Origin of the sequence: Staphylococcus argenteus (assembly GCF_000236925.1) — a bacterium.
GTDB classification, from domain to species: domain Bacteria; phylum Bacillota; class Bacilli; order Staphylococcales; family Staphylococcaceae; genus Staphylococcus; species Staphylococcus argenteus.
This window is the reverse complement of the sequence record NC_016941.1, coordinates 119,342-144,677: the sequence shown is the minus strand read 5'-3', so window position 1 is coordinate 144,677 and position 25,336 is coordinate 119,342. Positions and strand designations below refer to the sequence as shown.

Sequence of the window (25,336 nt, the reverse complement as noted above, 5' to 3'; positions counted from 1 at the left end):
CTTTTAAAGGTAAATATTTCTTCTTTCACATTTATATGCCTTTAAAAATAATTATACTCTAAAAGTGTAAGACTTTGTGAAAATAATCTCAATCTTAAGAAATTATTTATTTGAACTTTTTATTTTTTTATGATTATTTTGATAGATATTTTGATGATAAAAAATAAAAAGCCGATAACCAATTATGATTACCGACTTATCATTTCATTTGATATATGATTAAACTTTTAATTTCAGAGGTTTAAGCTCTATCATTCGTGGCACAATCTTGAAAAACTATTCTTCATAATCATATGCTGTTTGAATGATACCTTTAATTTCACTAATGAGCGCCTCTTTTGGGTTTGCAGTTGTACATTGATCTTCAAATGCTAGCTCTGCCATTCTATCAATAGTGCTATTTAATTTTTCTTCAGAAACACCTTGTGCTTTCAAGTTCATTTCAATGCCAACCGATTGACCTAATTCGTAAACAGCTTTGGCCAATGATTCTACGAGTGCTTCTGTCGTATTTCCTTTTAATCCTAAGAATTTCGCGATATCTGCATAATCTGTGTCCGCTCTAAAGAATTCATATTTAGGGAATAACGCATGTTTTTGTGGATCTTTAGCATTATAACGAATAATATGTGGAAGTAATATCGCATTTGTTCTACCATGTGGTATACCATATTCGCCACCAACTTTATGTGCAATTGAGTGCGCGATACCTAAGAAAGCATTGGCAAATGCCATTCCAGCTAATGTTGAAGCATTATGCATTTTCTCTCTTGAAACTTTATCACCTTGTTCAACAGATGATTTTAAATATTCGAACGTTAGCTTAATCGCTTGTAAACTTAATCCTCTAGTATAATCCGATGCCATGACTGACACATATGACTCCATCGCATGTGTTAAAACATCCATACCAGTATCTGCTGTGACGCTTTTCGGAACACTCATAACAAACTGAGGATCGATAATTGCTACATCAGGTGTTAATGCAAAATCTGCCAATGGATATTTTACATTCGTTTCACTATCAGTAATAACAGCAAATGGAGTCACTTCAGAACCTGTACCCGATGTCGTTGGTATACAAATAAATGTTGCATTTTCAGGCATGCCAATTTTATAAGTACGTTTACCTATGTCTAAGAATTTTTGTTTTGCACCAAAGAATGAAGTTTCTGGGTGCTCAAAGAACATCCACATTGCTTTGGCAGCATCCATTGCAGAGCCACCACCAAGTGCAATAATTGTATCTGGTTGAAAATCTATCATCATTTCTAAGCCTTTATAGACAGTATTCGTTGATGGGTTTGGCTCAACATCACTAAACACTTTAATATGCGGCTGATCAGGTCGTTGATTCAATACTTTTTCAACAGTTTTCGTATATCCCAATTCGACCATACCAGGATCACAGACAATCATAACTTTTTCAATATTTTCCATCGCTGTAAGGCTCATAATTGCATTTTCTTCAAAATAAATTTGGGAAGGAACCTTGAATATTTGTGTATTATTACGACGTTTAGCAATCGTTTTAATATTTAATAAATCCGTTGCGCTTACATTGTGTGAAATAGAGTTTCTACCGTGAGAACCACAACCTAATGTTAAAGATGGAATCAATTCGTTATACATATCACCAATACCTCCAACTGCTGATGGTGTATTTACAAGTACACGACACGCTTTCATTCTAAGACCAAAGTCTTTTTGTAATGTTTCATCTTCTGTGTGGATAACGGCCGTATGACCTAATCCACCAAAGTGCAATGTGTCTTCACAAATTTGAAATGCTTGTTTTGTAGATTGAGCTTTTACTAAAGCTAATACTGGGGATAATTTTTCACGAGATAACGGATAGTCTGAACCTACACCGCTAATTTCAGCTATGATAAGTTTTGTATTTTCGGGGACAGTAATACCAGCTAGTTCAGCAATTTCGACTGCAGATTTACCTACAATATCAGGCTTAATACCTGTTTTATATTCATTCATAATTGCATTTTCTAAACGTTGTAATTCGTCTTTTTTAGCAAAGTACGCTTGATGGGCCTTAAATTCATTTGTAACGTCTTTATAAATTTCTTTATCAATCACTACAACTTGTTCAGAAGCACAAATCATACCATTATCAAATGTTTTTGAACCAATAATATCGTTTACTGCACGTTTAATATGTGCTGTTTTTTCAATATAAGAAGGTACGTTACCTGGTCCTACACCTAACGCTGGTTTTCCAGTTGAATATGCAGATTTAACCATGCCAGAGCCACCTGTTGCCAACACTAACGCAATCCCCTTATGATTCATTAATTGTTTTGTCGCTTCGATAGATGGCACATCAATCCATTGAATGATATCATTCGGTGCACCTGCTTTGATTGCAGCCTCTAACATAACTTCAGCTGCACGTTTCGATGATTCTTGCGCGCTTGGATGGAATGCAAAAATAATTGGATTACCTGTTTTGATTGCAATCATTGCTTTAAAGATTGTTGTAGATGTAGGATTCGTTGTAGGTGTTACACCACAAATGACACCAATTGGTTCCGCTACATATGTCAGTCCTTTTTCTTTATCTTCACCAATAATTCCTACTGTTTTATTATCTTTAATTGAATTCCAAATATATTCAGAAGCATATAGATTTTTAATTGCTTTATCTTCGTATATACCTCTTCCAGTTTCTTCATGTGCTAATTTTGCTAGCACCATATGTTGATCAACAGCCGCTAAGCTCATTTGATGAACAATATGATCAATCTCTTCTTGTGACTTTTTAGATAATGCTTCTAGAGCTTTTCTCCCTTTATCAGCTAGGGCATCAATCATAATAGCCACTTCTTGTTCTTTCGATCCACGATTTTCTTTTTCAGGTATAGTTAACATATACAACCACTCCTTTTTAGTTTGTGAATTATTTCACAAACATTATAGTATATGTTTTCGCGGATATAAAGAGAATTCTATACAAAAAAATTAAATTTCGAATATTATTTGAACAAATATCAAATTTTAAAATAAATGTTTTCTTGAAATCACTGTTATTTCAATGTTTTAAGAATGATTTTGAAAACATAATTTTTCCAATGACATAATTTATTCATAATTATATATTTAATTCTGAATATTCTTCAACAGTCTAAAAAGCCCGTTATGTCGCGTAAAACACAACATTTACAAGACTTTATAGATACCTATCAACAGATGTTACACATAAAAAACCTCGAACTGAAATGATGATCTTTTCAGCTCGAGCTTTACATATTTGTGTCTTATTTATATAGATTCGTTATATTATATTCTCTATTTTCATTAACATAATCCTTAAAGAGTTTTAAATTAATACCTGCTAGATGATTCAGAAATATTTCATCGACTTTCAAATAATTCAATAATTTTTGTGGTGTCAGTATATTTTTATCAAAATACAACTTTAACAAACTATTCATTTTGACAGGGCGTGACATTTCAATCACGTCGTCTAAAAATAATACTTTCTCGCTTTAAACATATATCTTTTTCGTCACTTTTCAACTTTAAAATCAACAACTTGTGGGATGCGCATCAAATTATGATTTGATAAAAAATCAATAAGTAGTTGTGCGCCTTCAACTTGAATATCTTTTATAACTGGCGCGTCGATATACATATCATACTGACCACCGCCAACTGCACGATAATTATTCACACAAATTGTATATGTCTGCTTTAAATCAACTGGATGACCTTTTATCTTCATGTCACTCACGCGTTCTCCGTTCGGTTTTCCAACATGAATGGTATAACTTACGCCACCATATATATCATAATTAAAGTGTTGTGGTTTAGGTTCAAGGAAGTCTGCGCTCACACTTATTTCTCCATCTTGCACGTCAAAATATTCTGCTGATCGTTCAATGGCTTCTTTAAGTTTGGCACCACTTACAGCTAAAACTTTAAATGTATTTGGAAATGGATAATTGTTAATAACATCTCTCATCGTCACGACCTGCTTGAAACCACTAGCAGAATCAAACAAAGCTGTGCAGGCAACATCTGCACCACTTTTTTCTAGTAAAGCGTAATTCATAAAATTAGTAAATGGATGCGGTGCTACACGTGCCCTAAATGCATGATCAATCGTCATATCATATGGCAATGTAGTAATTTCGTAATCTAACCAGTCCTCTAACTGCTTACGTAAATATTGGTCATCTTCATCAATAGAAAATGTAGAATCATCTATAACAGGCAGTAATTCACATGATTCAACGGATACATTTTCATATTCATCAGTATTTAAGACAACTTTCCCTACAGTTGTACCTCTCGTACCAGGTTGAATCACGGCCGTATCCTTATACATCCCAGCAATTTGTCGATGTTGGTGGCCAGTAATAAAGATATCAATGTCTTGTGAAAATGCTTCTAACATGGCATAGCCTTCATTTTCACCCGTCAATACTTCGGTTGAATTACCACTTTCTAAATCTTTTTCAAAGCCCCCATGATAACAAACTACTACAATATCAGCACGCCGCTTCATTTCAGGTAAGTGTTGTTGAAGTGTTTCTAAAGCACTATGAAATGTAAGTGTCTGAATATGCTCTGGCTGTTCCCAATGCGGGATAAATTGTGTCGTCAATCCTATTACACCAACTGTTTGATTACCCGCATGAAAATACTGCACACCATTATCCGTCAATGTACTATCATTTTCATAAATATTTGCACACAATATTGGATGGTTAAGTTTACTTATAGTGTCTTTTAAGTATGGCAATCCATAATTAAACTCATGATTACCTAGCGTACCAAAGTCGAATGCCATTCGATTATAAAAATCAACTAAAGGCTGACTATTGCCGCTATGCGCGATTAAGTAATTACAAAATGGTGACCCTTGCAAGAAATCACCATTATCTATTTTAAAACTCTGGTCATACTGCCTTCTGTCTTGTTCAATAACATGATTCGCTAGTAACAGTCCCATAGGCTGATATTGATTTCTACTCGTAAAATCTGTTGGAAAAATATAACCATGCACATCACTCACGACATAAAATGCTATGTTTGACATCCTCAACCACTCCTTAAATCAAAAACATACTTTCTTAAATCTATTATATATTTATTTGAAGTCTGTTGTAATCAAGGTTTTGTCACCGAGTTTCAAACGAATCTTTGACCCTTCAGTATTTTCAAGTACTTTTGCATTAATTTTGATCGTAGCATCTCCATTTTCATCAGTTTTAACTGTTGACAACGTACTGTATCCTGGAGGGCTGAATGCACCATTTCCATTTGAGAATTGTCCAATTTGTTGTCCACCCTCTTTGTAAATGCCAACTCTAAGATTCTCAAGTGTTTGGTTCGCTTCAAAACCTTTTAAATGAATCGCTAATTCAAATGGCTCATTTACAGATACATCTTGTGGAATATCAAATGATACTTTCCCATTCTGATTTGTTGGCGTATTATCATCTGGTGTATTCGGCTGAGGTCCCCCTCCTTTTTCACTGCCATAACTACCTGCTTTGAAGGTTGTTGGATCGTACCATTTATAACCACTTGGTGGTTGTGCCCACGGTTCTTTTTCAGGCTCTGTTGAGTTTGCTGGCTTTTCAAAATCAAGCAACTTAGTCTTAGTATCTAATGTTACTCCACTCGCCTTAAGTGATTTCCCATCATTATCTTTAGACATCCAAGTCGTTATATTATTTAATAATTTGCTATTGTCTTGCTCTTTAAATCCATCATATGTTTTCTTCTTTTCCCCAGTATCTTCTCTCACATATTTTGGCGAACTATCTTCCACTAGTGATGAATCACCGATGAAAGCTGCTTTACCTTTACCTACTTTTGATATTGCAACATATGGACCTTCTTCCTTACCTCCACCGTTATAAATACCTTGATCTACAGCATGTGACCATTTACTTTTAGCTGGCAGTTTTTCTGGTGTATACACAATACCTTTAGCTTTTTCAGGATTGGTGATGGCTAATGTGGAACCTGCATGCATGGATACTGATTTAACACCTTCAGTAATACCAAAACTTTCTTTTGCAGTAACTATATTACTCGTATTTAAATCACCTAACGCATTGTAACGAAAACGCACGCCAAAGTTAGTAGATAGCCAATCTGAGCTTTTCACACCTTGCATTGCTGTAGAACTTTTTTCTTCTGTATTCATACCTTTCGACATATCCTCATAAGCACCACGTCTATAACCATTCATTGCTTCAGATGAATCAATACGATTTAAATTTCTATCCGCATTATAGTGATCTGAAATAAAGACAACGTTACCGCCTTGCTTAACGTAATTGACGATTGCAGCCTGTTCTGATTCTTTGAAAGGAATGTTAGCCTCAGGAATGACAAATATTTTAGAGTTTTTCAAACTTGCTTCTGTTATGTTCGAATGACCATCTATCGCTTTAACATCATAGCCTTGTTTTTGCATTGAATCTGCATAATCTGAAAATGCACCATCACTTACCCAATCTGCAGCACCAGCTGTTTGACCATGGGAACGATCAAATAATACTGTTTGCTGTTGTTTTGTAGGTTGTGACGCATGTGTTATAGCTAAAGATTGTGATAATGCACTTAATGATACCGTTGCAACAATTGCAGAGACAGTTAATGACTTATATATTTTTTTCATTTTATGAGGCTCCTTTTGATTTTTATTTGCTCTTGAATTATAGGATAAATATAAGTTGAAAACAGGCAAATTAACTAAAAATTTACAAAATCTTATCACACTCTTAAAGAAAGTTATTAAAATTCATTTTTATAAAATACTTTTTTACATTTAAATATGATACGCTATAAGTGTAATTTTAATGCATACATATTACACGATTAAGAATGTGAAGGGGACAGTTATCAAAATGAAAAATTTCAAGTATTTATTTGTGTTAATGTTAGCAGTCATTGTTTTTGCAGCAGCATGTGGGAATTCAAGTTCTTTGGATAATCAAAAGAACAGCAGTAATGATTCAGACTCTAAATCAGGAGGATACAAACCTAAAGAATTAACAGTTCAATTTGTACCTTCTCAAAATGCCGGGACTTTAGAAGCTAAAGCGAAGCCATTAGAAAAGTTGTTATCTAAGGAGTTAGGTATTCCAGTTAAGGTATCTGTATCTACTAACTACAACACAATAGTAGAAGCTATGAAATCTAAAAAAGTCGATGTTGGTTTCTTACCACCAACAGCATACACATTGGCACATGATCAAAAAGCAGCTGATTTATTATTACAAGCACAACGTTTTGGTGTAAAAGAAGATGGTTCTGCAAGTAAAGAACTTGTAGACAGTTACAAATCAGAAATACTTGTTAAAAAAGACTCGAAAATTAAAAGCTTAAAAGATTTAAAAGGTAAAAAAATCGCATTACAAGATGTTACTTCAACTGCCGGGTATACATTCCCACTAGCGATGTTGAAAAATGAAGCAGGTATTAATGCAACAAAAGACATGAAAATTGTAAACGTAAAAGGTCATGACCAAGCAGTAATTTCATTATTAAATGGAGATGTAGATGCTGCAGCAGTATTTAACGATGCACGTAATACAGTTAAAAAAGATCAACCAAATGTATTTAAAGATACAAGAATTTTAAAATTAACACAAGCTATTCCGAATGACACAATTTCTGTAAGACCTGATATGGATAAAGACTTCCAAAAGAAATTGAAAAAGGCATTTATAGATATTGCTAAATCAAAAGAAGGTCACAAAATTATTAGCGAAGTATATTCACACGAAGGATACACTGATACGAAAGATTCGAATTTCGACATTGTTAGAGAGTATGAAAAATTAGTGAAAGATATGAAATAATCACAAATTCAAAATACAACGAAGATCGAATTTAAAATTCAAAAGCTTTCGTTCAATAGCTATATTCTAAATTGATATTGAAAAGCTAGGCGCTAAACTGGCGAAGACACCGAAAAGTTATAGTTGTACATTTGAAACGAATTGTACACTAGAACTAATGTCTATCATGCTTCAGTTTACCTTGGCTTTTCTTTATTAAAGAAAGGTGTCAAACATGAGTCAAATCGAATTTAAAAACGTCAGTAAAGTCTACCCTAACGGTCATGTAGGCTTGAAGAATATTAACTTAAGTATTGAAAAAGGCGAATTCGCGGTTATTGTTGGTTTATCTGGTGCTGGGAAATCTACATTATTAAGATCTGTGAATCGTTTGCACGATATCACTGCAGGTGAAATTTTCATAAAAGGAAAATCTATTACAAAAGCACGCGGCAAAGAGTTATTAGCTATGCGCCGTAATATTGGTATGATTTTCCAACATTTTAATTTAGTTAAACGATCAAGTGTACTTCGAAATGTGTTAAGTGGACGTGTAGGCTATCATCCTACGTGGAAAATGGTATTAGGTTTATTTCCTAAAGAAGACAAAATTAAAGCGATGGATGCATTAGAACGCGTAAATATTTTAGATAAATATAATCAACGTTCTGACGAGTTATCAGGTGGTCAGCAACAACGTATTTCAATCGCACGTGCGCTTTGTCAGGAATCAGAAATTATTCTTGCTGATGAGCCGGTTGCTTCTTTAGATCCATTGACAACAAAGCAGGTAATGGACGATTTAAGAAAAATTAATCAAGAATTAGGAATAACAATATTAATTAATTTACATTTTGTAGATTTAGCGAAAGAATATGGCACACGTATTATCGGTTTACGTGATGGCGAAGTTGTCTTTGATGGTCCTGCTTCTGAAGCAACAGATGATGTCTTCAGTAATATTTATGGACGCTCAATTAAAGAAGATGAAAAGCTAGGAGTGAACTAACATGCCTTTAGAAACATCTACAAAGTATGACTCCCTTTTAAAAAAGAAAGTATCGTTAAAAACGAGTTTTACATTTATGTTAATCATCGCATTCATCATTTGGAGCTTTATTTATACAGGCTTTAACTTTGGAGATTTAATGATAGGGATCCCTCAAATTGGTGACCTATTTAAGCAAATGATTCCGCCTGATTTCGAATACTTACAACAAATCACAACCCCAATGTTAGATACAATTAGAATGGCTATCGTAAGTACGGTATTAGGCAGTATTGTTTCGATACCTATTGCATTATTATGTGCTAGTAATATCGTTCATCAAAAGTGGATTTCAATACCATCACGTTTCATTTTAAATATTGTTCGTACTATACCTGATTTGCTATTAGCAGCAATCTTTGTGGCTGTATTTGGAATAGGCCAAATACCAGGTATATTAGCATTGTTTATTTTAACTATCTGTATTATTGGAAAATTATTATATGAATCATTGGAAACGATAGATCCAGGTCCTATGGAAGCAATGACAGCTGTTGGTGCCAATAAAGTAAAATGGATTGTTTTCGGTGTTGTACCACAAGCCATATCATCATTTATGTCATATGTATTATATGCGTTTGAAGTAAATATACGTGCTTCTGCCGTGCTAGGATTAGTTGGCGCTGGCGGTATCGGATTATTTTATGATCAAACACTTGGTTTATTCCAATATCCCAAAACAGCAACGATTATTTTATTTACTTTAGTTATCGTCGTCGTCATTGATTACATCAGTACGAAAGTGAGGGCACATCTCGCATGACACAAGAAATAGCAAAATATAATGTTCATACAAAAGCACACAAACGAAAATTGATAAAAAGATGGTTTATAGCAATTGTCATCCTAGCTATTATCATTTGGGCATTTGCAGGTGTACCAAGTTTAGAACTTAAAAGTAAATCATTAGAAATTTTAAAATCCATATTCAGCGGATTATTCCATCCTGATATCAGCTATATTTATATACCAGATGGCGAAGACTTATTGCGTGGTTTACTTGAAACCTTTGCGATAGCTGTTGTAGGAACATTTATCGCCGCAATCATCTGTATACCATTAGCATTTTTAGGTGCAAATAATATGGTAAAGTTACGCCCTATTTCAGGTATCAGCAAATTTATTTTAAGTATTATACGTGTCTTCCCAGAAATTGTCATGGCACTTATATTTATAAAAGCTGTTGGCCCAGGTTCATTTTCAGGAGTGTTAGCTTTAGGGATACATTCAGTAGGTATGCTTGGAAAACTCTTAGCTGAAGACATAGAAGGGTTAGATTTCAGTGCAGTAGAATCGTTAAAGGCTAGTGGTGCGAATAAGATTAAAACACTCGTATTCGCAGTCATACCCCAAATTATGCCTGCCTTCCTATCACTCATCCTTTATCGCTTTGAACTCAACTTACGTTCAGCGTCTATATTGGGGTTAATCGGGGCAGGTGGTATTGGAACTCCACTCATATTTGCCATTCAAACACGTTCTTGGGATCGTGTAGGTATTATATTAATCGGTTTAGTACTAATGGTGGCAATTGTCGATTTAATTTCTGGCTCAATTCGAAAACGCATTGTTTAACCTTTTATAATTTAAGCAGTCAAGCAGTCTTACTTATCTATTCAAAATATAAACAGCAGTGAGGAAAACTATTGTTATAGTTAACTTCACTGCTGTTTTAATTATATCTAAATTGATTCTATTTCAATTCTTTTAAATAACTTTTACCGAACTCTGGTAATGTTACGTTGAAATTATCTGCTATTGTTGCGCCAATTGAACTAAATGTAGTATCACTTTCTAGTGCATGACCACCTTTAAATTTCGGACTATACATAATTACTGGAATATATTCTCTTGTATGATCCGTACCTGGTGCTGTTGGATCATTACCATGATCTGCTGTAATAATTACTAAGTCATCTTCTTGTAAGTTGCTAAACAGTTCTGGCAAGCGATCATCGAAATCTTTAATCGCTTGTGCATAACCAGGTTTATCACGACGATGACCATATAATGCATCAAAGTCTACTAAGTTTAAGAAACTAATACCTGTGAAATCTTTCTTAACAATATTCATCAATTGGTCCATACCATCCATGTTACTCTTCGTACGAACCGCTTCTGTTACACCTTCACCATCATAAATGTCATTAATTTTACCAATGGCAATGACATCATACCCACCGTCTTTTAAATGATCTAATACAGTTTTACCAAATGGTTTTAACGCATAGTCATGTCGGTTAGATGTACGTGTAAAGTTTCCTGGTTCACCAACATATGGACGCGCAATAATACGACCAATTAAATATTTAGGATCTTTTGTCAATTCACGAACCTTTTCACAAATATCATATAGCTCTTCTAATGGGATAATGTCTTCATGTGCAGCAATTTGTAATACTGGGTCTGCACTTGTGTAAACAATTAAGTCACCTGTTTTCATTTGGTGCTCGCCCCACTCATCAATAATTTGTGTACCTGATGCTGGTTTATTGGCAACAACTTTACGACCCGTCATTTCTTCAATTTGTTGAATTAATTCTTCTGGAAAACCATTAGGATATACTTTAAATGGTTGCATAATATTTAATCCCATAATTTCCCAATGTCCAGTCATAGTATCTTTACCAACTGAAGCCTCGCTTAATTTTGTATAGTACGCTTCTGGATGCTCAACAGATTTTACTACCGGTAAATCATCAATGTTCCCTAGACCTAACTTCTCAAGATTTGGTAAAGTTTGTTCGAAACCTTCTAAAGTATGTCTTAAAGTATGTGAACCTTCATCTTTAAAATCAGCTGCGTCTGGCGCTTCACCAATTCCTACTGAATCCATTACGATTAAATGCACACGATTAAATGGTCTTGTCATAACTATCACTCCCGAAATTTATATATATTAGTAATCTGAATCTGCTTCTAAGCCTTGCATAATTTGAACGCCTGCGCTCGCACCAATACGTGTTGCTCCCGCTTCAACCATTTTGTTAAAATCTTCTAAATTGCGTACGCCACCTGATGCTTTTACTTCTACATCCGCACCTACTGTGTCTTTCATTAATTTAACGTCTTCTGCTGTCGCACCGCCACCTGCAAAACCTGTTGATGTTTTAACGAAGTCTGCACCAGCTGCTTTGGTTAACTCACTCGCTTTTACAATCTCATCACGGTTCAACAATACCGTCTCAATAATTACTTTCACTGTGTGACCTTTTGCGGCTTTAACTACAGCTTCAATGTCTTGTTGTACATCATCATAACGCTCATCTTTTAATGCGCCAATGTTGATAACCATATCAATTTCATCTGCACCATTTTGAATCGCATCTTCCGTTTCAAATGCTTTCGTTGCAGTTGTCGATGCTCCCAATGGGAAGCCAATCACAGTACAAACTAACACGTCTGAATCAGCTAGACGCTCCGCTGCATATTTAACATGCGTTGGATTGACACATACAGATTTAAAGTTGTATGCTTTCGCTTCATCGATAATTTTGTCGATTTGCGCGCGTGTTGATTCAGGTTTCAACAATGTGTGATCTATATATTTTTCAAATTTCATACTTATTACTCCTCGTGTTATATAGTCTATTAACTTAATTTTACTATAAATACGAATATATCTCGCGAATTTATATCTATTTATTTTTCAGATTGTGTCCAACGGTTTAAGATAACAAATAAAGCCAATCCGACAATGCTCATCAAGCCCAAGATGATTAAAATGATACCAAAATGTGAACTTAATGCATCATTACCCGGGAAATTTAATGCTTTAAAATCAATTAAAGCTGCTGCAATTGCAATACCTACTGATACCGCCACATTTATAATTAAATTGTAAAAACCAATAGCTACACCTGTCATATTAAGGTCAATTGTTTTAATAGCCTCATTAAGTAATGGAGCATACATTAAAGCAAAGCTACCTGCAAAGAATATCATAGAAATAACAAAGATTGAAATGTGATTACCTACTGCGAATGCAGGTAAAATCAAACTTAAAGCAATTAAAATTATCGCTGTAATGATCGCTTGTTTTGAATTAAGGTATTCACCAATTTTACCACTTAATGCACCAACAACCACTGCTACTATATAGCCCGGCACTAATAAAAGTGATGTTGTATCTAGTTGAAGGTGATAAATTTGCTCCATGATAAATGGGAATGTAAATATATATCCTAGTTGAATTGCATACATAACAAACACAATAAATAAAAAGGAAGCATAACGTTTATTTTGGAAAAATGATTTATTTACTAATGGACGTTGAGCATTTTTAATATATAGTGCAAAAACGATAATCGCAATTAAAGCACCAATCATGTATAACCAATTAAAATTCGTAATAAACAGCATGACTGTTGTAGCTATAGTTGCCACTAGAATTAAGCCAACAAAATCAAGATGTGCCTTATTTGTATTATTTTCTTTTGGCAATAGTTTAAATAGGAATGGCAACGTAAATACTACGATTAATGCAATTAAAAACATATTTGTCCAGTGTAAATACGTAGAAATAAATCCACCTGATAATGTTCCGATAACTAATGACAAGGAATAACTACTCGTACTTAAGCCAAGGTAAGTCTTCTGGTCCTCTTTAGAAAGATACTTTGCCACATATATTACATATAATGTCTCCGCAGCTGCTAAACCTGCAGTTTGAATAATACGTCCAACTAAAAGTAATGCGAATTGATGTTGGAAAATATAACCAATAATTGATCCGATAATAATTAATATCACGCCATAAATGAATAATGTACGTATACTAATCGCATCTGATAAAGAGGCGTATACAACAGCACCAATACCAATAACTAAACCTGCTAAAGTTGCTTGCCAACTTACTGTTGTTACAGAGATATTTAAGTCATCAGCAATAGCTACAGAAATCAATTTGAATGAATTGTCTATAACCAAACTGAATACAAATAAGAATAATAATATAGGTACTGCTTTCTTTATTTTAGAATATTCAACATTATTCATAATTATCTACACCAATGACAGTGCAATTTCAATCATATCAGTGAATGCACGTTCCCTTTCTTCAGGTGTTGTTGACGTAGCATGAATTAAATGGTCACTCACTGTAAACACACCTAATGCTTCAACTCCAGCATAAATCGCATTCATATATAATGCAGCTGATTCCATTTCTACACCTAAAATACCCATACGCATCCAACGCTCACTTGCAGTTGTATCCGCGTTATAGAAAATATCACTTGATAATACATTTCCTACATGATGGCGCACACCTTTATCACGTGCTTTTTCAACTGCTTTTTCTAATAAATGATAAGAAGCAATCGGTGCAAAATGTCCTGGCAACTGATATTGTTGCACGTAATTTGAGTCGGTAGAAGCACCTTGTGCAATAATTACATCGTATAAATCAATATTTTCTTGCATTGCACCACAAGAACCAACACGGATTAATTTTTTACAACCAAATGTATGAATTAACTCATAAGAGTATATTCCAATGGATGGCATTCCCATTCCAGAACCCATAACAGAAACTTTTTTACCTTTATAAGTTCCAGTATAACCAAACATATTTCTCACGGTATTGAACTGTTCCACATTGTCCAAATATGTTTCTGCAATGAATTTTGCTCGTAACGGGTCTCCTGGCAATAGAACCGTTTCTGCAATTTCGACGTCATTCATCGGCTTGATGTGTGGTGTTGATTTCATAAAATATTCCTCCCAATATTTGTATAGTAATTTGTCTATTTGTCTAACCATGTATATAATAATATTTTTTAAAAGCGCTTTCAAGCATTACATTATGACAATATTTAGAACATTTTACAGTAATACAAACTAGCACTATGCAAATTCCATTTTTAAGTAAACTCGGTGCTTAATTTTTATTATTTTGCCAAATTCAGTAAAAATTATTGTATGATGAAAGTGATAAAGTAACTTTATGGAGGTTGGCTACGTGACGCAAACACAACCAAAGTTTTTAACGATTTATAATACGTTATATAAAGAAATTCAAATAGGAAAATATCCGAGTGGCCATGCACTGCCTACTGAAAAGGAATTATGTGCACGCTTTGAGGTCAGTCGTATGACTTTGCGCCAAGCTATAAAATTGTTGGCCGAAGATGGCATCGTAGAGAGTACAAGAGGGAAGGGACACTTCGTTATTCCACAAACGAATGCCCAACACGCTTCAAGTATGGATCAATTTAAGCATCCACTTGATCAAATATTATTAGCAAAAGTATCAATGTCATCAATTAACTATCGTGTAGACTTAGAAAGCGAATATACAAATCATTTATTTGCAAATCATCCTTCTGCAGTCATTGCTATGGAGCGTTACTATCAAAAAAAGGATAATCATTCCAAGTATGCTGATGCATTTTGCTTTACCTTTATACCACTCAACGTAATCGATACGTTTAAAGTAAATACACAAAACGAAGATGACATGAAAATATTTGTTGAGCAAACAATATACAATAATGCCTATCGATCTGATTTAAAAATGTCTATTACCAAAGCACCACACTTTAAAAATCAAAGTCACGTATTTGATGGAGATATGCATTGTTGGCTCATTATTGAAACACTATATGCTCAAACGCCATATCCAATTATGATTAATAAATGGTACATTCCTCAAGATATTTCAGAATTAACGCTAACTCGAATCAGACAATCAGATTATTAAATATTTTAGACATAAAAAAGAAATCATGTGATAACTGTCATGCTATTGCTTTATTGACAATAACAATTCAGATAATCACATGATTTTTTTACTTTGTTATGCTCTAATGTTATTTGTTAGCTGAGCGACGTCTAAATGTTAAGAATAAACCAGATACTAAAAGTAGTGAAGCAACACTCACACTAACTATACTTGTCGTTACACTTTCACCTGCCGCTGGTAATACTTTCTTATCATTATGTTTCATTTGATGATGTGATGACTGCATATTAGCTTGTTGTTGCATATGTCCTTGTTGATTTATCATTTGATGTTGACCCATTTGCTTTTGGTTCATCATTGGTTGTTGATTCATATGTCCTGTTTTATTTTGAACCATTTCACTCCCACCATGATTAACGCCATTTGCATCTACATTTGTTTGATAAAAGTTACCATTTTTCGTTACAGGTAAAGCATGACCATTCATATCTCTAACAGCATGTGGTTTAAAAACACCTAAATTTGTTGTAATTGTTACATTGTATTTATCTGCAATGTTTTGAGTGGCATCGAACAATTTCATATTATAGTCTTGTATGTTACTACTTGCACTCAATTTAGGTACGGCTTTCTCTAATTCATTGTATTGTGCTTGTGTCATTCCTTGTGGTGTAACACCACCATATGGTCGATCTTTTTGAGTAGCTTGATTTTGTTGATTTGTAACATTTGAAACTGTGCTAGCGGCATGTGCTTCTTGATAAGGTACGCTTGTTAATAATAAAGTGCTTGTTGCAATGATAGATCCTACAGTTGCTAATTTTTTCATTTTTCTCTTACCCCTTATATTACAATTTGATTACAAATATATTATCATATGATTACAAAAGAAAAGCAACCATTTTTTTGAATCATTACATTTTTTATAAAAATTTCACTTTAAATTCACAAAAACTACTTATTCTATCAATTTATATATTATAAATATGTTGCCCCATTAATACTGTTGTTCAATACAAGGCGGGTGTTGTTCCAATAAAATATGAATGATTAACATCTAATATGGATAGTAAAAAAGATGGAACACCTTAAAGATGCTCCACCTTAGTTCATTAATTATATTTTATTATTTTGCTGCTTGGTATAATTCATCAACTTTTTCCCAGTTAACGATATTCCAAAATGCAGACATATAGTCCGGACGTTTATTTTGATATTTTAAATAGTAGGCATGTTCCCAAACGTCAAATAATAAGATTGGTGTTTTGCCTTCTGTAAGTGGATTGTCTTGGTTTGGTGTAGTTACGATTTCTAATTTGCCATTGTTCACTACTAACCATGTCCAACCTGATCCAAATAATGTTGTAGCCTTATTTGCAAATTCAGTTTTAAACTCATCTAAAGTGCCCCACTGCGCTTTGATGTCATCGATTACGCCACCTTTTTCTTCAGAATTAGGTGAAAGTATTTCCCAGAATAATGAATGGTTAAAATGACCACCGCCATTATTACGGACTGACATCCTCATCGCTTCCGGTACTTTGTCTAAGTTAGCAATCATATCCGCTAGTGATTGATGCTCTAAGTCTGTTCCTTCAACTGTTGCGTTTAATTTCGTCACGTAAGTATTATGATGTTTATCGTGATGAAACTCCATTGTTCTTTGATCTATATATGGTTCCAATGCATCATATGCATATGGTAAATTTGGTAATTTAAATGCCATAAGTATATTCCTCCTTTTATGAATATACTTTTATAATAATTAATTTCGGGTGTGTTTTGCAATAATTATTATTTATTTGTTATATCCAATTATATAAAATTTAAATATTCGAAATTGCTATAATATTTTACCTTAAATATAAAAGGGCATTTGTAGCTTTTTGTAACTACTCCAATTCACAACACGAAAAAGTAAATACTAATTTTCAATAAAAATTACGCTTCGATTCATTCCTTTTCAACTGAGCTGTTAGCCTGGAAATTTCCAATATCAAATAGTCTTATGTCTTAAATGTTTCAGTAATTGCCATAAATAATAATTTTTCATAGCCATCATTAATAAAATATACACCACGATACCTATCACAATTAAAAATATCGTTGTATAAATAGTTGGTGATAAGTAATGATTGATCACCCCAAGTACGATAAACATAATTACTGCTGAGATGATACATTGAAACGCACTTAACACATTTAACTTTACGTTGATTTGAGTGATGTCAATAAAGCACCAAATGAGTAATATAAATTCTGTAACTAAACGTGCAATTGCAGCGCCGTAAATGCCAAATAAATATATTAGAATCAAACATAATACTATATTAACAACCGCACCTATGGTAATTGACGCATTATATAATCGTATTTTATTCACTATCAATAAATATTGCCTACTTATCAGCATATTTAATGGAATGATTAATACGAGTATCGCCAAAATGGTCATTAATGGCACAGTTGATGCGAAAGCGTCTCCAAAAAACCATAAATAAAAGGATGGCATGATTGCAATTAAACCAAAGACCATAGGAATAGTTAACATCAATTGGATATTCATATTATCTGCTAAAGTTTTAGTTAAACTATGTGATGGGTGCGTCGACATTTTCGTAATTCTCGGAATCATCACAAGGTCGAAAGTGTTAATCATAATGATTGCGACCGTTAAAATATTAAATGCGTTAGAAAAGATGCCTACTTGTTGGTACGTACCTAATAGCCCTAGCACAACACACGAAATACTTGTATATAAATTGAGCTGTCCATTCGGTAGTAAGTATGCTAATGATGAACGAAATATCTGCCAAACTTGTTTCCAATTAATCGACACAAATATGATATATCGTTTTAAGTAGATAAATAATGGTATTTGGTTTAATACTGTTACGATAGCGATTGTAAATACGTACAATGATAAATCCGATTGGTCTTTAACAAAAATAACGACAACACCTAACACAATGCCAGAAGCAACAATATTACTTAAACTGGGGATCTTAAATTTTTCAGTCCCTGCATAAAACCATGAAATATCAAGCGCGGCACCTATAATATAAATTCCTTGTAGTAGGAAAATCATGTAGTAATCATCTATCAATAAAGTTATGGTTGCAATGTAAATGACCAATACAGTCGCAGATAAGAGTAATTTACTAATAAATATGTCCCAAAATTGCTGAGATAACTGCTGTTTGTTATCCACAGATTGCGCGATAATTCTATTAAAATACAACTGTACACCAACACTTGCAATCATTAAAAAGTATTGCACGATATTGAAAGAAAATGATGCTATACCTACTCCAGTAGGTCCAAACGCACGTGAAATAATTGGTATCGTAATCAAAGGTGTTAGTGTTCTAATAAGTTGATAAAGTCCCTGATAAATAATATTTGCTTTTAGTGAATCACTCTTCATTACGATCCCTTTCCATCTTTTCATATTGAACAATAAAGACGATAATTCCTAAAATAAAAGCGACATACCTAGAGTTATTGAATGATACAGTTAAAAAGTAAATTAACATTGTCAGCATTACGACAATTGCTGTTACATTTTTACCAGAAATGTTAAATCTAAATAATTCAAATAGTAAGTACAGTAAATAGATGATAAATAAAGCACCGAATAAAATGCCCCATTCAGCAAAAATTTGTAAATATGTATTATGTGCAACGAGCAAAATACCATTAATTTGCGATCCAATATGTACATAGTCAACTAAACCAACGCCGAACCCTAAAGTGTATTTGATTACTGAAATGGCATTGATCCATACAACACTTCGTTCAGACCCACTATCATTTAATGATGCAAATCCTTCTTCAAAAATAGAGGCCATTCGATCTAATGACGGCAACGCATCAAGATCACTCAATTGGAATAAATAATAGTTAATGTTATAAAATGTGAAACAAAGTAATATCAACATAATAACCAACATACTAATAACACTTATTGCATTCCTACTAAATAACTTTTTAATAAAGAAATAAATCGCAAGGACGATTAAAATAATAAATGCTGTCTTAGAACCTGTAGTTGTTAAAGACCAAAGTAGAATGGCACACGCAATAAACTTAAATATGTAATTATGAATATACTTGTATGCGAGCACTAATGTAATAATTTGTGTCATCGCAAAATAGTTAGGATCATTCATTAATCCTTTCGAGCGAATTTCATCAAAATAAAGTAATTTCATTAGTATTGGCGACTTATTCAAACCGGCAATTATGCAAAACAACCCGATTGTGACACTACTAATAATATAAGATGTAACGATTACTTTTTTGCTGTTACCTAATCTAAAAATAATCATACCTAAATAGAAGTATATGACTACAAATGCATATTTAACTGTAGAAGCTAGTACTTCTTTAACCGTAATAAAAATCAAATCATCAAAAAATAGTAATATTAGCGTCATTATCATACGATATGTATACAAAATAATGAAAAACTGTAAAAAATGATTTGCTTTTAATAAATGGTTAGCGAAAAAAAGTAAATAAACTAATATTAGTAATGTAATAAAGTCAGCTATAGATACATTCACACCAGCAATAACCGAAGATTGCTGAATGAATATCGATAAACCGATAAGTAACAATGTGAGATATTTACTATTGTGTTGATTTTCCATTATAAACGTCTTCCACTTCTTTAATCATTTTCGCCTCAGTAAAACATTCTAAATAACGTTTTCTCGATTGTTTACTCAATGTGTCATAATCACCATCTGTTAAATATTTCTCCAATACTTTAGCAATCGTCTCTGGTTGATTATTTTTGACACATATGCCATTATTCGTTAGTAATTCAGTAATACCACCCACACGACTTGCAATAACGGGTAACCCTGTAGCCATAGCTTCGATAATGCTAATTGGCAATCCTTCGTGCTTGCTTATTAAAATAAACGTGTCATATTGTGATAATAAATTGCTCGCGTTAATGACATTTCCTAAAAATGTGACATCATTATCTAAACCAGCTTGTGACACTTGTTGCTTACAATCATTTAATGTCGGTCCATCTCCTATAAATGTAAAATGTGCATGCTTTCTGTACTGTGATTTTAAAATCGCTATGGCTGCAATTAAATTCTGTTGTAATTTTGGATAAGCAAACCGTGCAATCATGACAAATTGATGCTGTGATGGTCGCTCAACTTGAATACCATTTGAATTTATTGGAGCTCCAACTACTCCATCTACCTCTATTAATGTATCTTGAATATGATTTTTGTATGTCTGCTTTACAACTGGAACGTCGGCAATGCCATTATGTATTGTAGTTAATTTCAATCGATTAAATCGATACTTCACAGCTAATTTTTCATCAAATTTTGAAACACAAATAATGCAATCTGTAATACGTGACATTAATCTTTCAATCGTCAAATATATAATTTTTTTAACTAATTTAACGCCTTCTGTAAATGCCCAACCATGCGCTGTAAATATTACGCGTGCACCTTTTGACTTTGAAAAAAGGTTTGCAATACGACCTACTGTACCAGCTTTTGAAGAATGTAAATGTATGACATCCGGTTGAACCTTCGAGAATAGTTGTGTTAATGCTTTAATCGCTAATATGTCTTGCTTAATATCAATAGGACCTACTAAATGATCAACGACAATCACCTTTACTCTTGTATCTAGCTGTTCAATCATTGGTCCATGGTCACCTACAATGACATAAACATCATGATGTAAGCAAAAATGATTCGCAAGTTGTATGAGGTGTGTTTGTGCACCACCATTATCTGCTTTAGTTATACAATATATAATTTTCAATTGTTACAAACCCCTTTAACACTGTACTTTCATTTTCTTAACGATGATATCGCTGCTAATGGGTTGCCATCATTTACAATGTCACTCAGCGTAGTATCGTATTATCGTATTGCTTAATTCTATTAATGAGTCTCAAGGGTTTACTCTTTTTATCATGACTACTGATTACAATTTTGAATATAAATTAAGAATTCAAATTTTCTAAAAAATTAAGACTACCTTGAGCCCTCCCCTGTTATAACAACCATAAGTGTCCTAACTGATATGTACAATTCCATCATCATGCTACCTTTATGTATATATTTCATGTCATAGTTTAGTTTTTGTTCTGGTGTTAAGTCATATCCACCTTGAATCTGTGCAAGTCCTGTTAATCCTGGTGTAACAAGACATCTTTGCTCAAAACCTTTAACTTCTGAACTAAATAATTCTACAAATTCCGGACGTTCTGGACGAGGGCCTATAAAACTCATTTCTCCTTTAACTACATTGATTAATTGTGGTAATTCATCAATTCGTGTTTTACGAATGAACTTACCTACATTTGTTATACGATCATCATCTTTATCAGCCCACTGTGCACCATTTTTTTCTGCGTTTTTGCACATTGAACGTAATTTATAAATTTTTATTAATTTACCCATTTTCCCAACTCGAACCTGACTATAAATAGGGTTTCCAGGAGAGTCTATAACAATCGCGACTGCAAAAATAACCATAATTGGAAATGTTAAACATAATAAAATAATACTTAATACTAAATCGATTGTACGTTTGATTGGGAAATATGCTTTATGTACTTCTTCTAGCGCATCTAATTTTCTTTGATAGTCATATTCTTTATTAATATGTAAATCTTCATTAATACTTTTATGACATTTCCACTTCTTTTTTCGTAACTTCTTCAATATTATCTACCTCAAAATTAAAGTAATCCTTCAAACCAGTTTCTACTGTGTATTTAGGAACAAACCCTAATGCTTTTAAATGAGTAATATCTGCATAAGAATGCTTAATATCTCCTTTTCTTGCTTCTTTAAAATCATGCTCGACAGACTTACCATATAATTCCCCAATAATTCGATATACTTCTAATAAATTTGTAAATGTTCCTGTACCAATATTGAATCCACGTCCAATTGCATCTTTATGCTCCATAATTAAACGTACCGATTGAACAACATCATATACATATACAAAGTCTCTTGTTTGTAAGCCATCCCCAAAAAACGTAAATGGTTTATCATGCTCAAATGAATCGAACATTTTTGAAATTACACCTGAATATTGTGATTTAGGATCTTGTCTCGGTCCAAATACATTAAAAAATTTAACAACTGATGTTGGAATATTATAGAGGGAACAATAATTCAATGTTGTTCGCTCTCCATAATATTTATCAATTGCATAAGGCGACAACGGTAAAATTAACGATTGATCATTCTTAGGTAAATCAGGAAGATTACCATAAACTGCCGCTGATGATGCAAAGATAAAGCGTTTAATATTGCGATTATATATTTTAATGGTTTCTAATAATCTTAATGTTGCAACGACATTAATTTCTTGAGATAAAATAGGCTTTTCAACAGACTCAGCAACACTTACTAAAGCTGCTAAATGAATTACATATTCAAATTGATATGTTTTCATGATTTGCTTTACTGCACTATAATCACGAATATCAAGTTCAAAGACATGATCTTCGGCCAAGTTTTTTATATTTTCTCGTTTGCCCGTTCTATAATTATCTAGAACATAAACATCATAGTCTTGTTGTAAAAAATCTACTAAATGAGAACCTATAAAACCAGCCCCACCAGTTATTAAAACTCTTTCCACATCTTCCACCTCTTTTATACATTAAAAATATATCACAAAAACATAAAGTATTGTAAGCTTTTTATCACTATTTTTTATTTATAAAAATATAATGAGATATTTTTGTGAATTTTTATTGGTATAGATTAGATAGCAGTGTCTTTTTCATTATTATGCGAGCGACAATTTTATTGAAGGAGGGATATGATGCGATGATTTTATTGATAATAATGCTCCATATATTTAAAAGCTTATGACTTCATCCAATACAATTCATTCTAATTGCACTAAAAAATCCTTACTGCTAAGTTTTAAACTTAACAATAAGGATTTATTTATCTTTGGTGTATCGTCATTAACGGAATCTCATACCGCCATCAACAATAATTGTTTGTCCAGTAATATAATCAGAATCTTTTCCTGCTAAAAAGCTGACTACATTTGATACATCTTCAGGTTGAGAAACTCTTCCTAATGCAATTTGACTAGTAAATTGTTCCCAGCCCCATTCTTCAGGTTTACCTGCTTCTTCAGCAGTTGCCACTGCAATACTTTCCATCATTGGTGTTTGTACAATACCAGGTGCGAAAGCATTTACAGTAATACCTTCAGAAGCTAAATCTTGTGCAGCTACTTGAGTTAAACCACGAACCGCAAATTTTGTACTACAGTATAATGATAAACCTGGATTTCCTTCTACACCTGCTTGAGATGTTGCATTAATAATTTTACCGCCATGATTAAATTTTTTAAATTGTTCATGTGCTGCTTGAATACCCCATAACACACCTGCAACGTTAACACCATAAACTGTTTTAAATTGTTCTTCAGTAATAGTATCAATCGGTGTTGTTGGTCCAAGACCAGCGTTGTTAACCATAACATGGAAGTCACCAAATTGTGCTGCAGTTTGTCTTACCGCATTAAAGACATCATCACGATTTGATACATCTGCTTTAATAGCAATAGCTTTTGAACCATCACTTGATAATTTAAGTGCCGCTTCTTTTGCACCTTCCTCATTGAAATCGACAACTGCTACTTTAAAACCATCTTCCACTAAACGTTCAGCGATTTTAAAACCAATCCCTTGTGCTCCGCCAGTTACTAATGCTACTTTGTTATTTGTCATAAAAATCACTCCTCAAATTACTTTCTCTTTAATTACATTTTACTCCTCTTAATTTGATTAGTACAATAATGACACCCTTTTTAACGAAATATTCAAACTTTTAAGAAAAAATTAAGCGCACTACCTATCATGATTGGCAATGCGCTTAAAATTTTATTTTAAATAATCTTATGTTCAAAGAATTAATTTCTTGAGAAAGACACTATCGTAATGTCATTAATCTTTTTTAGATGAATGATTTTTTGACTCAATTGGAGGTTCTGTATCATCACTATCACTTTTAGATTCTACACCAGCTGTGTGTATTTCTTGTTTTGAGCCTTCATTATTTTTAGTCGCGATATTTTTAAACTCTGGATGTTCACTCATGTCTTTACTTTCCAATTCAGTTCTAGTGTCCTCTGTATATAGCGCTTGATTTGAATCAGTGTTAATCTTTGTCAATATTTCACTAGAATCAAGATGAATATCGATTGTTTTGTTATCAAATATTTTTTTATTTTCGTCTGTATGTGCTGCTTTGATTGAGTCATCACTATGTTTTGTTGAGGAAGATTTGTATATAAGTTTATAACGTATTGCTTGTTCGGAAGTTCCTTTGCGACTTTGAACAATAACAGTATCTTTAGCAGCTGACGATTCTTTCCTAACAAAAAGTAAAATAGCTGCAATAAACCAAAGTATTGCAGATACAAAGTTGTTTATTAATAAAGCGATAATAGCATATACAACTAATATAATACCTTTTATAATTCTCCCTTTAGATAAGTCAAATGCCATTACGATAACAGGTATGGACGAAAATATTATTAAACATGTGGCAAATATAATAAATGTAATTGGAGTTGTTAATAAATCTTCAATATGATTACCCGTTAACAAATGTAAAAATCCAAAAAGTGATCCAAAGAATAATGTAAATATATATATTAATAAAGATATAACAGCTACATATGCTATTTGAATAATTATGCCTATCCATATTAATATTATTTCTGTATTTTTCACCATGACTACTC

General features: G+C 33.0%; 21 protein-coding genes and 1 pseudogene. 5 read left to right on the top strand and 17 right to left on the bottom strand.

Features of this window, described 5'->3' with window-relative positions; all coding sequences use genetic code 11:
• Window positions 1–276: 276 nt before the first annotated feature.
• The 4 genes and pseudogenes from adhE to SAMSHR1132_RS00620 all read right to left on the bottom strand — a co-directional run bounded on the left by adhE (window position 277) and on the right by SAMSHR1132_RS00620 (window position 6,655).
• Window positions 277–2,886, bottom strand: a complete 2,610-nt coding sequence (gene adhE, locus SAMSHR1132_RS00630) for a bifunctional acetaldehyde-CoA/alcohol dehydrogenase (RefSeq protein WP_000955804.1) — start codon at window positions 2,884–2,886, stop codon at window positions 277–279.
• Window positions 2,887–3,272: 386 nt separating this feature from the next.
• Window positions 3,273–3,485 (bottom strand): annotated as a pseudogene (locus tag SAMSHR1132_RS13635) (zinc peptidase); the annotation flags it as partial.
• 38 nt (window positions 3,486–3,523) lie between these two features.
• Window positions 3,524–5,059 (bottom strand): bifunctional metallophosphatase/5'-nucleotidase, encoded by a 1,536-nt coding sequence (locus SAMSHR1132_RS00625; protein ID WP_000065024.1) that lies wholly within the window; start codon window positions 5,057–5,059, stop codon window positions 3,524–3,526.
• Window positions 5,060–5,110: 51 nt separating this feature from the next.
• Window positions 5,111–6,655 carry a hypothetical protein gene (locus SAMSHR1132_RS00620; protein WP_000725616.1) on the bottom strand — a complete coding sequence of 515 codons (1,545 nt, stop codon included), beginning with the start codon at window positions 6,653–6,655 and terminating at the stop codon, window positions 5,111–5,113.
• A gap of 229 nt (window positions 6,656–6,884) precedes the next feature.
• Between SAMSHR1132_RS00620 and SAMSHR1132_RS00615 the strand changes: the two genes are divergently transcribed.
• The 4 genes from SAMSHR1132_RS00615 to phnE (SAMSHR1132_RS00600) all read left to right on the top strand — a co-directional run bounded on the left by SAMSHR1132_RS00615 (window position 6,885) and on the right by phnE (SAMSHR1132_RS00600) (window position 10,443).
• Entirely contained in the window at window positions 6,885–7,841 is a 957-nt protein-coding gene (locus SAMSHR1132_RS00615; RefSeq protein ID WP_000787780.1) for a phosphate/phosphite/phosphonate ABC transporter substrate-binding protein, read from the top strand.
• A gap of 214 nt (window positions 7,842–8,055) precedes the next feature.
• Window positions 8,056–8,829, top strand: a complete 774-nt coding sequence (gene phnC, locus SAMSHR1132_RS00610) for a phosphonate ABC transporter ATP-binding protein (RefSeq protein WP_000078098.1) — start codon at window positions 8,056–8,058, stop codon at window positions 8,827–8,829.
• Between the two features lies 1 nt (window position 8,830).
• Window positions 8,831–9,631, top strand: a complete 801-nt coding sequence (phnE, locus tag SAMSHR1132_RS00605; protein WP_001127868.1) for a phosphonate ABC transporter, permease protein PhnE — start codon at window positions 8,831–8,833, stop codon at window positions 9,629–9,631.
• On the top strand, window positions 9,628–10,443 hold the full coding sequence (gene phnE / locus SAMSHR1132_RS00600) for a phosphonate ABC transporter, permease protein PhnE (protein ID WP_000191087.1): 816 nt from the start codon (window positions 9,628–9,630) through the stop codon (window positions 10,441–10,443). Before phnE (SAMSHR1132_RS00605) ends, phnE (SAMSHR1132_RS00600) begins: the two co-directional genes overlap by 4 nt.
• A gap of 118 nt (window positions 10,444–10,561) precedes the next feature.
• Here phnE (SAMSHR1132_RS00600) and deoB read toward each other — a convergent pair whose 3' ends face one another.
• The 4 genes from deoB to deoD all read right to left on the bottom strand — a co-directional run bounded on the left by deoB (window position 10,562) and on the right by deoD (window position 14,580).
• Window positions 10,562–11,740: a phosphopentomutase gene (gene deoB / locus SAMSHR1132_RS00595; RefSeq protein ID WP_000197809.1), complete on the bottom strand. Its 1,179-nt coding sequence runs from the start codon at window positions 11,738–11,740 to the stop codon at window positions 10,562–10,564.
• Window positions 11,741–11,767: 27 nt separating this feature from the next.
• On the bottom strand, window positions 11,768–12,430 hold the full coding sequence (gene deoC, locus SAMSHR1132_RS00590) for a deoxyribose-phosphate aldolase (protein WP_000667250.1): 663 nt from the start codon (window positions 12,428–12,430) through the stop codon (window positions 11,768–11,770).
• Between the two features lie 80 nt (window positions 12,431–12,510).
• On the bottom strand, window positions 12,511–13,866 hold the full coding sequence (tet(38), locus tag SAMSHR1132_RS00585) for a tetracycline efflux MFS transporter Tet(38) (RefSeq protein ID WP_001066714.1): 1,356 nt from the start codon (window positions 13,864–13,866) through the stop codon (window positions 12,511–12,513).
• 6 nt (window positions 13,867–13,872) lie between these two features.
• A complete protein-coding gene (gene deoD, locus SAMSHR1132_RS00580) occupies window positions 13,873–14,580 on the bottom strand; it encodes a purine-nucleoside phosphorylase (RefSeq protein WP_000843297.1) in 708 nt (235 codons plus the stop codon).
• A 235-nt stretch (window positions 14,581–14,815) separates the two neighbouring features.
• Here deoD and SAMSHR1132_RS00570 point away from each other — a divergent pair, with 235 nt between their 5' ends.
• On the top strand, window positions 14,816–15,571 hold the full coding sequence (locus tag SAMSHR1132_RS00570) for a GntR family transcriptional regulator (protein WP_096001295.1): 756 nt from the start codon (window positions 14,816–14,818) through the stop codon (window positions 15,569–15,571).
• A gap of 109 nt (window positions 15,572–15,680) precedes the next feature.
• Here SAMSHR1132_RS00570 and SAMSHR1132_RS00565 read toward each other — a convergent pair whose 3' ends face one another.
• The 9 genes from SAMSHR1132_RS00565 to SAMSHR1132_RS00525 all read right to left on the bottom strand — a co-directional run bounded on the left by SAMSHR1132_RS00565 (window position 15,681) and on the right by SAMSHR1132_RS00525 (window position 25,328).
• Complete coding sequence (locus tag SAMSHR1132_RS00565; protein WP_000731945.1) at window positions 15,681–16,382, bottom strand: LPXTG cell wall anchor domain-containing protein; 702 nt, start codon at window positions 16,380–16,382, stop codon at window positions 15,681–15,683.
• Window positions 16,383–16,679: 297 nt separating this feature from the next.
• A complete protein-coding gene (locus tag SAMSHR1132_RS00560) occupies window positions 16,680–17,279 on the bottom strand; it encodes a superoxide dismutase (RefSeq protein WP_000874680.1) in 600 nt (199 codons plus the stop codon).
• A 270-nt stretch (window positions 17,280–17,549) separates the two neighbouring features.
• The gene (locus tag SAMSHR1132_RS00555; protein WP_000834079.1) at window positions 17,550–18,980 is read right to left on the bottom strand and encodes an oligosaccharide flippase family protein; all 1,431 of its coding nucleotides are present in this window, start codon (window positions 18,978–18,980) and stop codon (window positions 17,550–17,552) included.
• A complete protein-coding gene (locus SAMSHR1132_RS00550) occupies window positions 18,970–20,208 on the bottom strand; it encodes an O-antigen ligase family protein (protein ID WP_000431249.1) in 1,239 nt (412 codons plus the stop codon). The genes SAMSHR1132_RS00555 and SAMSHR1132_RS00550 overlap by 11 nt, the downstream gene beginning before the upstream one ends.
• Window positions 20,189–21,364, bottom strand: coding sequence for a glycosyltransferase family 4 protein (locus SAMSHR1132_RS00545; protein ID WP_000692488.1), 1,176 nt, complete (start codon window positions 21,362–21,364; stop codon window positions 20,189–20,191). The genes SAMSHR1132_RS00550 and SAMSHR1132_RS00545 overlap by 20 nt, the downstream gene beginning before the upstream one ends.
• A gap of 215 nt (window positions 21,365–21,579) precedes the next feature.
• Window positions 21,580–22,272 (bottom strand): sugar transferase, encoded by a 693-nt coding sequence (locus tag SAMSHR1132_RS00540; protein WP_000736179.1) that lies wholly within the window; start codon window positions 22,270–22,272, stop codon window positions 21,580–21,582.
• Entirely contained in the window at window positions 22,235–23,215 is a 981-nt protein-coding gene (locus SAMSHR1132_RS00535) for an NAD-dependent epimerase/dehydratase family protein (RefSeq protein WP_072324220.1), read from the bottom strand. The genes SAMSHR1132_RS00540 and SAMSHR1132_RS00535 overlap by 38 nt, the downstream gene beginning before the upstream one ends.
• A gap of 325 nt (window positions 23,216–23,540) precedes the next feature.
• Window positions 23,541–24,317: a (S)-acetoin forming diacetyl reductase gene (locus SAMSHR1132_RS00530; RefSeq protein ID WP_000183773.1), complete on the bottom strand. Its 777-nt coding sequence runs from the start codon at window positions 24,315–24,317 to the stop codon at window positions 23,541–23,543.
• Between the two features lie 216 nt (window positions 24,318–24,533).
• Complete coding sequence (locus tag SAMSHR1132_RS00525; RefSeq protein WP_014373754.1) at window positions 24,534–25,328, bottom strand: hypothetical protein; 795 nt, start codon at window positions 25,326–25,328, stop codon at window positions 24,534–24,536.
• Window positions 25,329–25,336 lie beyond the last annotated feature (8 nt).

Excerpts from the sequence above, each read along its gene's own strand:
- adhE (WP_000955804.1), bottom strand. The coding sequence starts at position 2,886 with ATGTTAACTATACCTGAAAAAGAAAATCGTGGATCGAAAGAACAAGAA.
- SAMSHR1132_RS00625 (WP_000065024.1), bottom strand. The coding sequence starts at position 5,059 with ATGTCAAACATAGCATTTTATGTCGTGAGTGATGTGCATGGTTATATT.
- SAMSHR1132_RS00620 (WP_000725616.1), bottom strand. The coding sequence starts at position 6,655 with ATGAAAAAAATATATAAGTCATTAACTGTCTCTGCAATTGTTGCAACG.
- SAMSHR1132_RS00615 (WP_000787780.1), top strand. The coding sequence starts at position 6,885 with ATGAAAAATTTCAAGTATTTATTTGTGTTAATGTTAGCAGTCATTGTT.
- phnC (WP_000078098.1), top strand. The coding sequence starts at position 8,056 with ATGAGTCAAATCGAATTTAAAAACGTCAGTAAAGTCTACCCTAACGGT.
- phnE (WP_001127868.1), top strand. The coding sequence starts at position 8,831 with ATGCCTTTAGAAACATCTACAAAGTATGACTCCCTTTTAAAAAAGAAA.
- phnE (WP_000191087.1), top strand. The coding sequence starts at position 9,628 with ATGACACAAGAAATAGCAAAATATAATGTTCATACAAAAGCACACAAA.
- deoB (WP_000197809.1), bottom strand. The coding sequence starts at position 11,740 with ATGACAAGACCATTTAATCGTGTGCATTTAATCGTAATGGATTCAGTA.
- deoC (WP_000667250.1), bottom strand. The coding sequence starts at position 12,430 with ATGAAATTTGAAAAATATATAGATCACACATTGTTGAAACCTGAATCA.
- deoD (WP_000843297.1), bottom strand. The coding sequence starts at position 14,580 with ATGAAATCAACACCACACATCAAGCCGATGAATGACGTCGAAATTGCA.
- SAMSHR1132_RS00570 (WP_096001295.1), top strand. The coding sequence starts at position 14,816 with ATGGAGGTTGGCTACGTGACGCAAACACAACCAAAGTTTTTAACGATT.
- SAMSHR1132_RS00565 (WP_000731945.1), bottom strand. The coding sequence starts at position 16,382 with ATGAAAAAATTAGCAACTGTAGGATCTATCATTGCAACAAGCACTTTA.
- SAMSHR1132_RS00560 (WP_000874680.1), bottom strand. The coding sequence starts at position 17,279 with ATGGCATTTAAATTACCAAATTTACCATATGCATATGATGCATTGGAA.
- SAMSHR1132_RS00555 (WP_000834079.1), bottom strand. The coding sequence starts at position 18,980 with ATGAAGAGTGATTCACTAAAAGCAAATATTATTTATCAGGGACTTTAT.
- SAMSHR1132_RS00550 (WP_000431249.1), bottom strand. The coding sequence starts at position 20,208 with ATGGAAAATCAACACAATAGTAAATATCTCACATTGTTACTTATCGGT.
- SAMSHR1132_RS00530 (WP_000183773.1), bottom strand. The coding sequence starts at position 24,317 with ATGACAAATAACAAAGTAGCATTAGTAACTGGCGGAGCACAAGGGATT.
- SAMSHR1132_RS00525 (WP_014373754.1), bottom strand. The coding sequence starts at position 25,328 with ATGGTGAAAAATACAGAAATAATATTAATATGGATAGGCATAATTATT.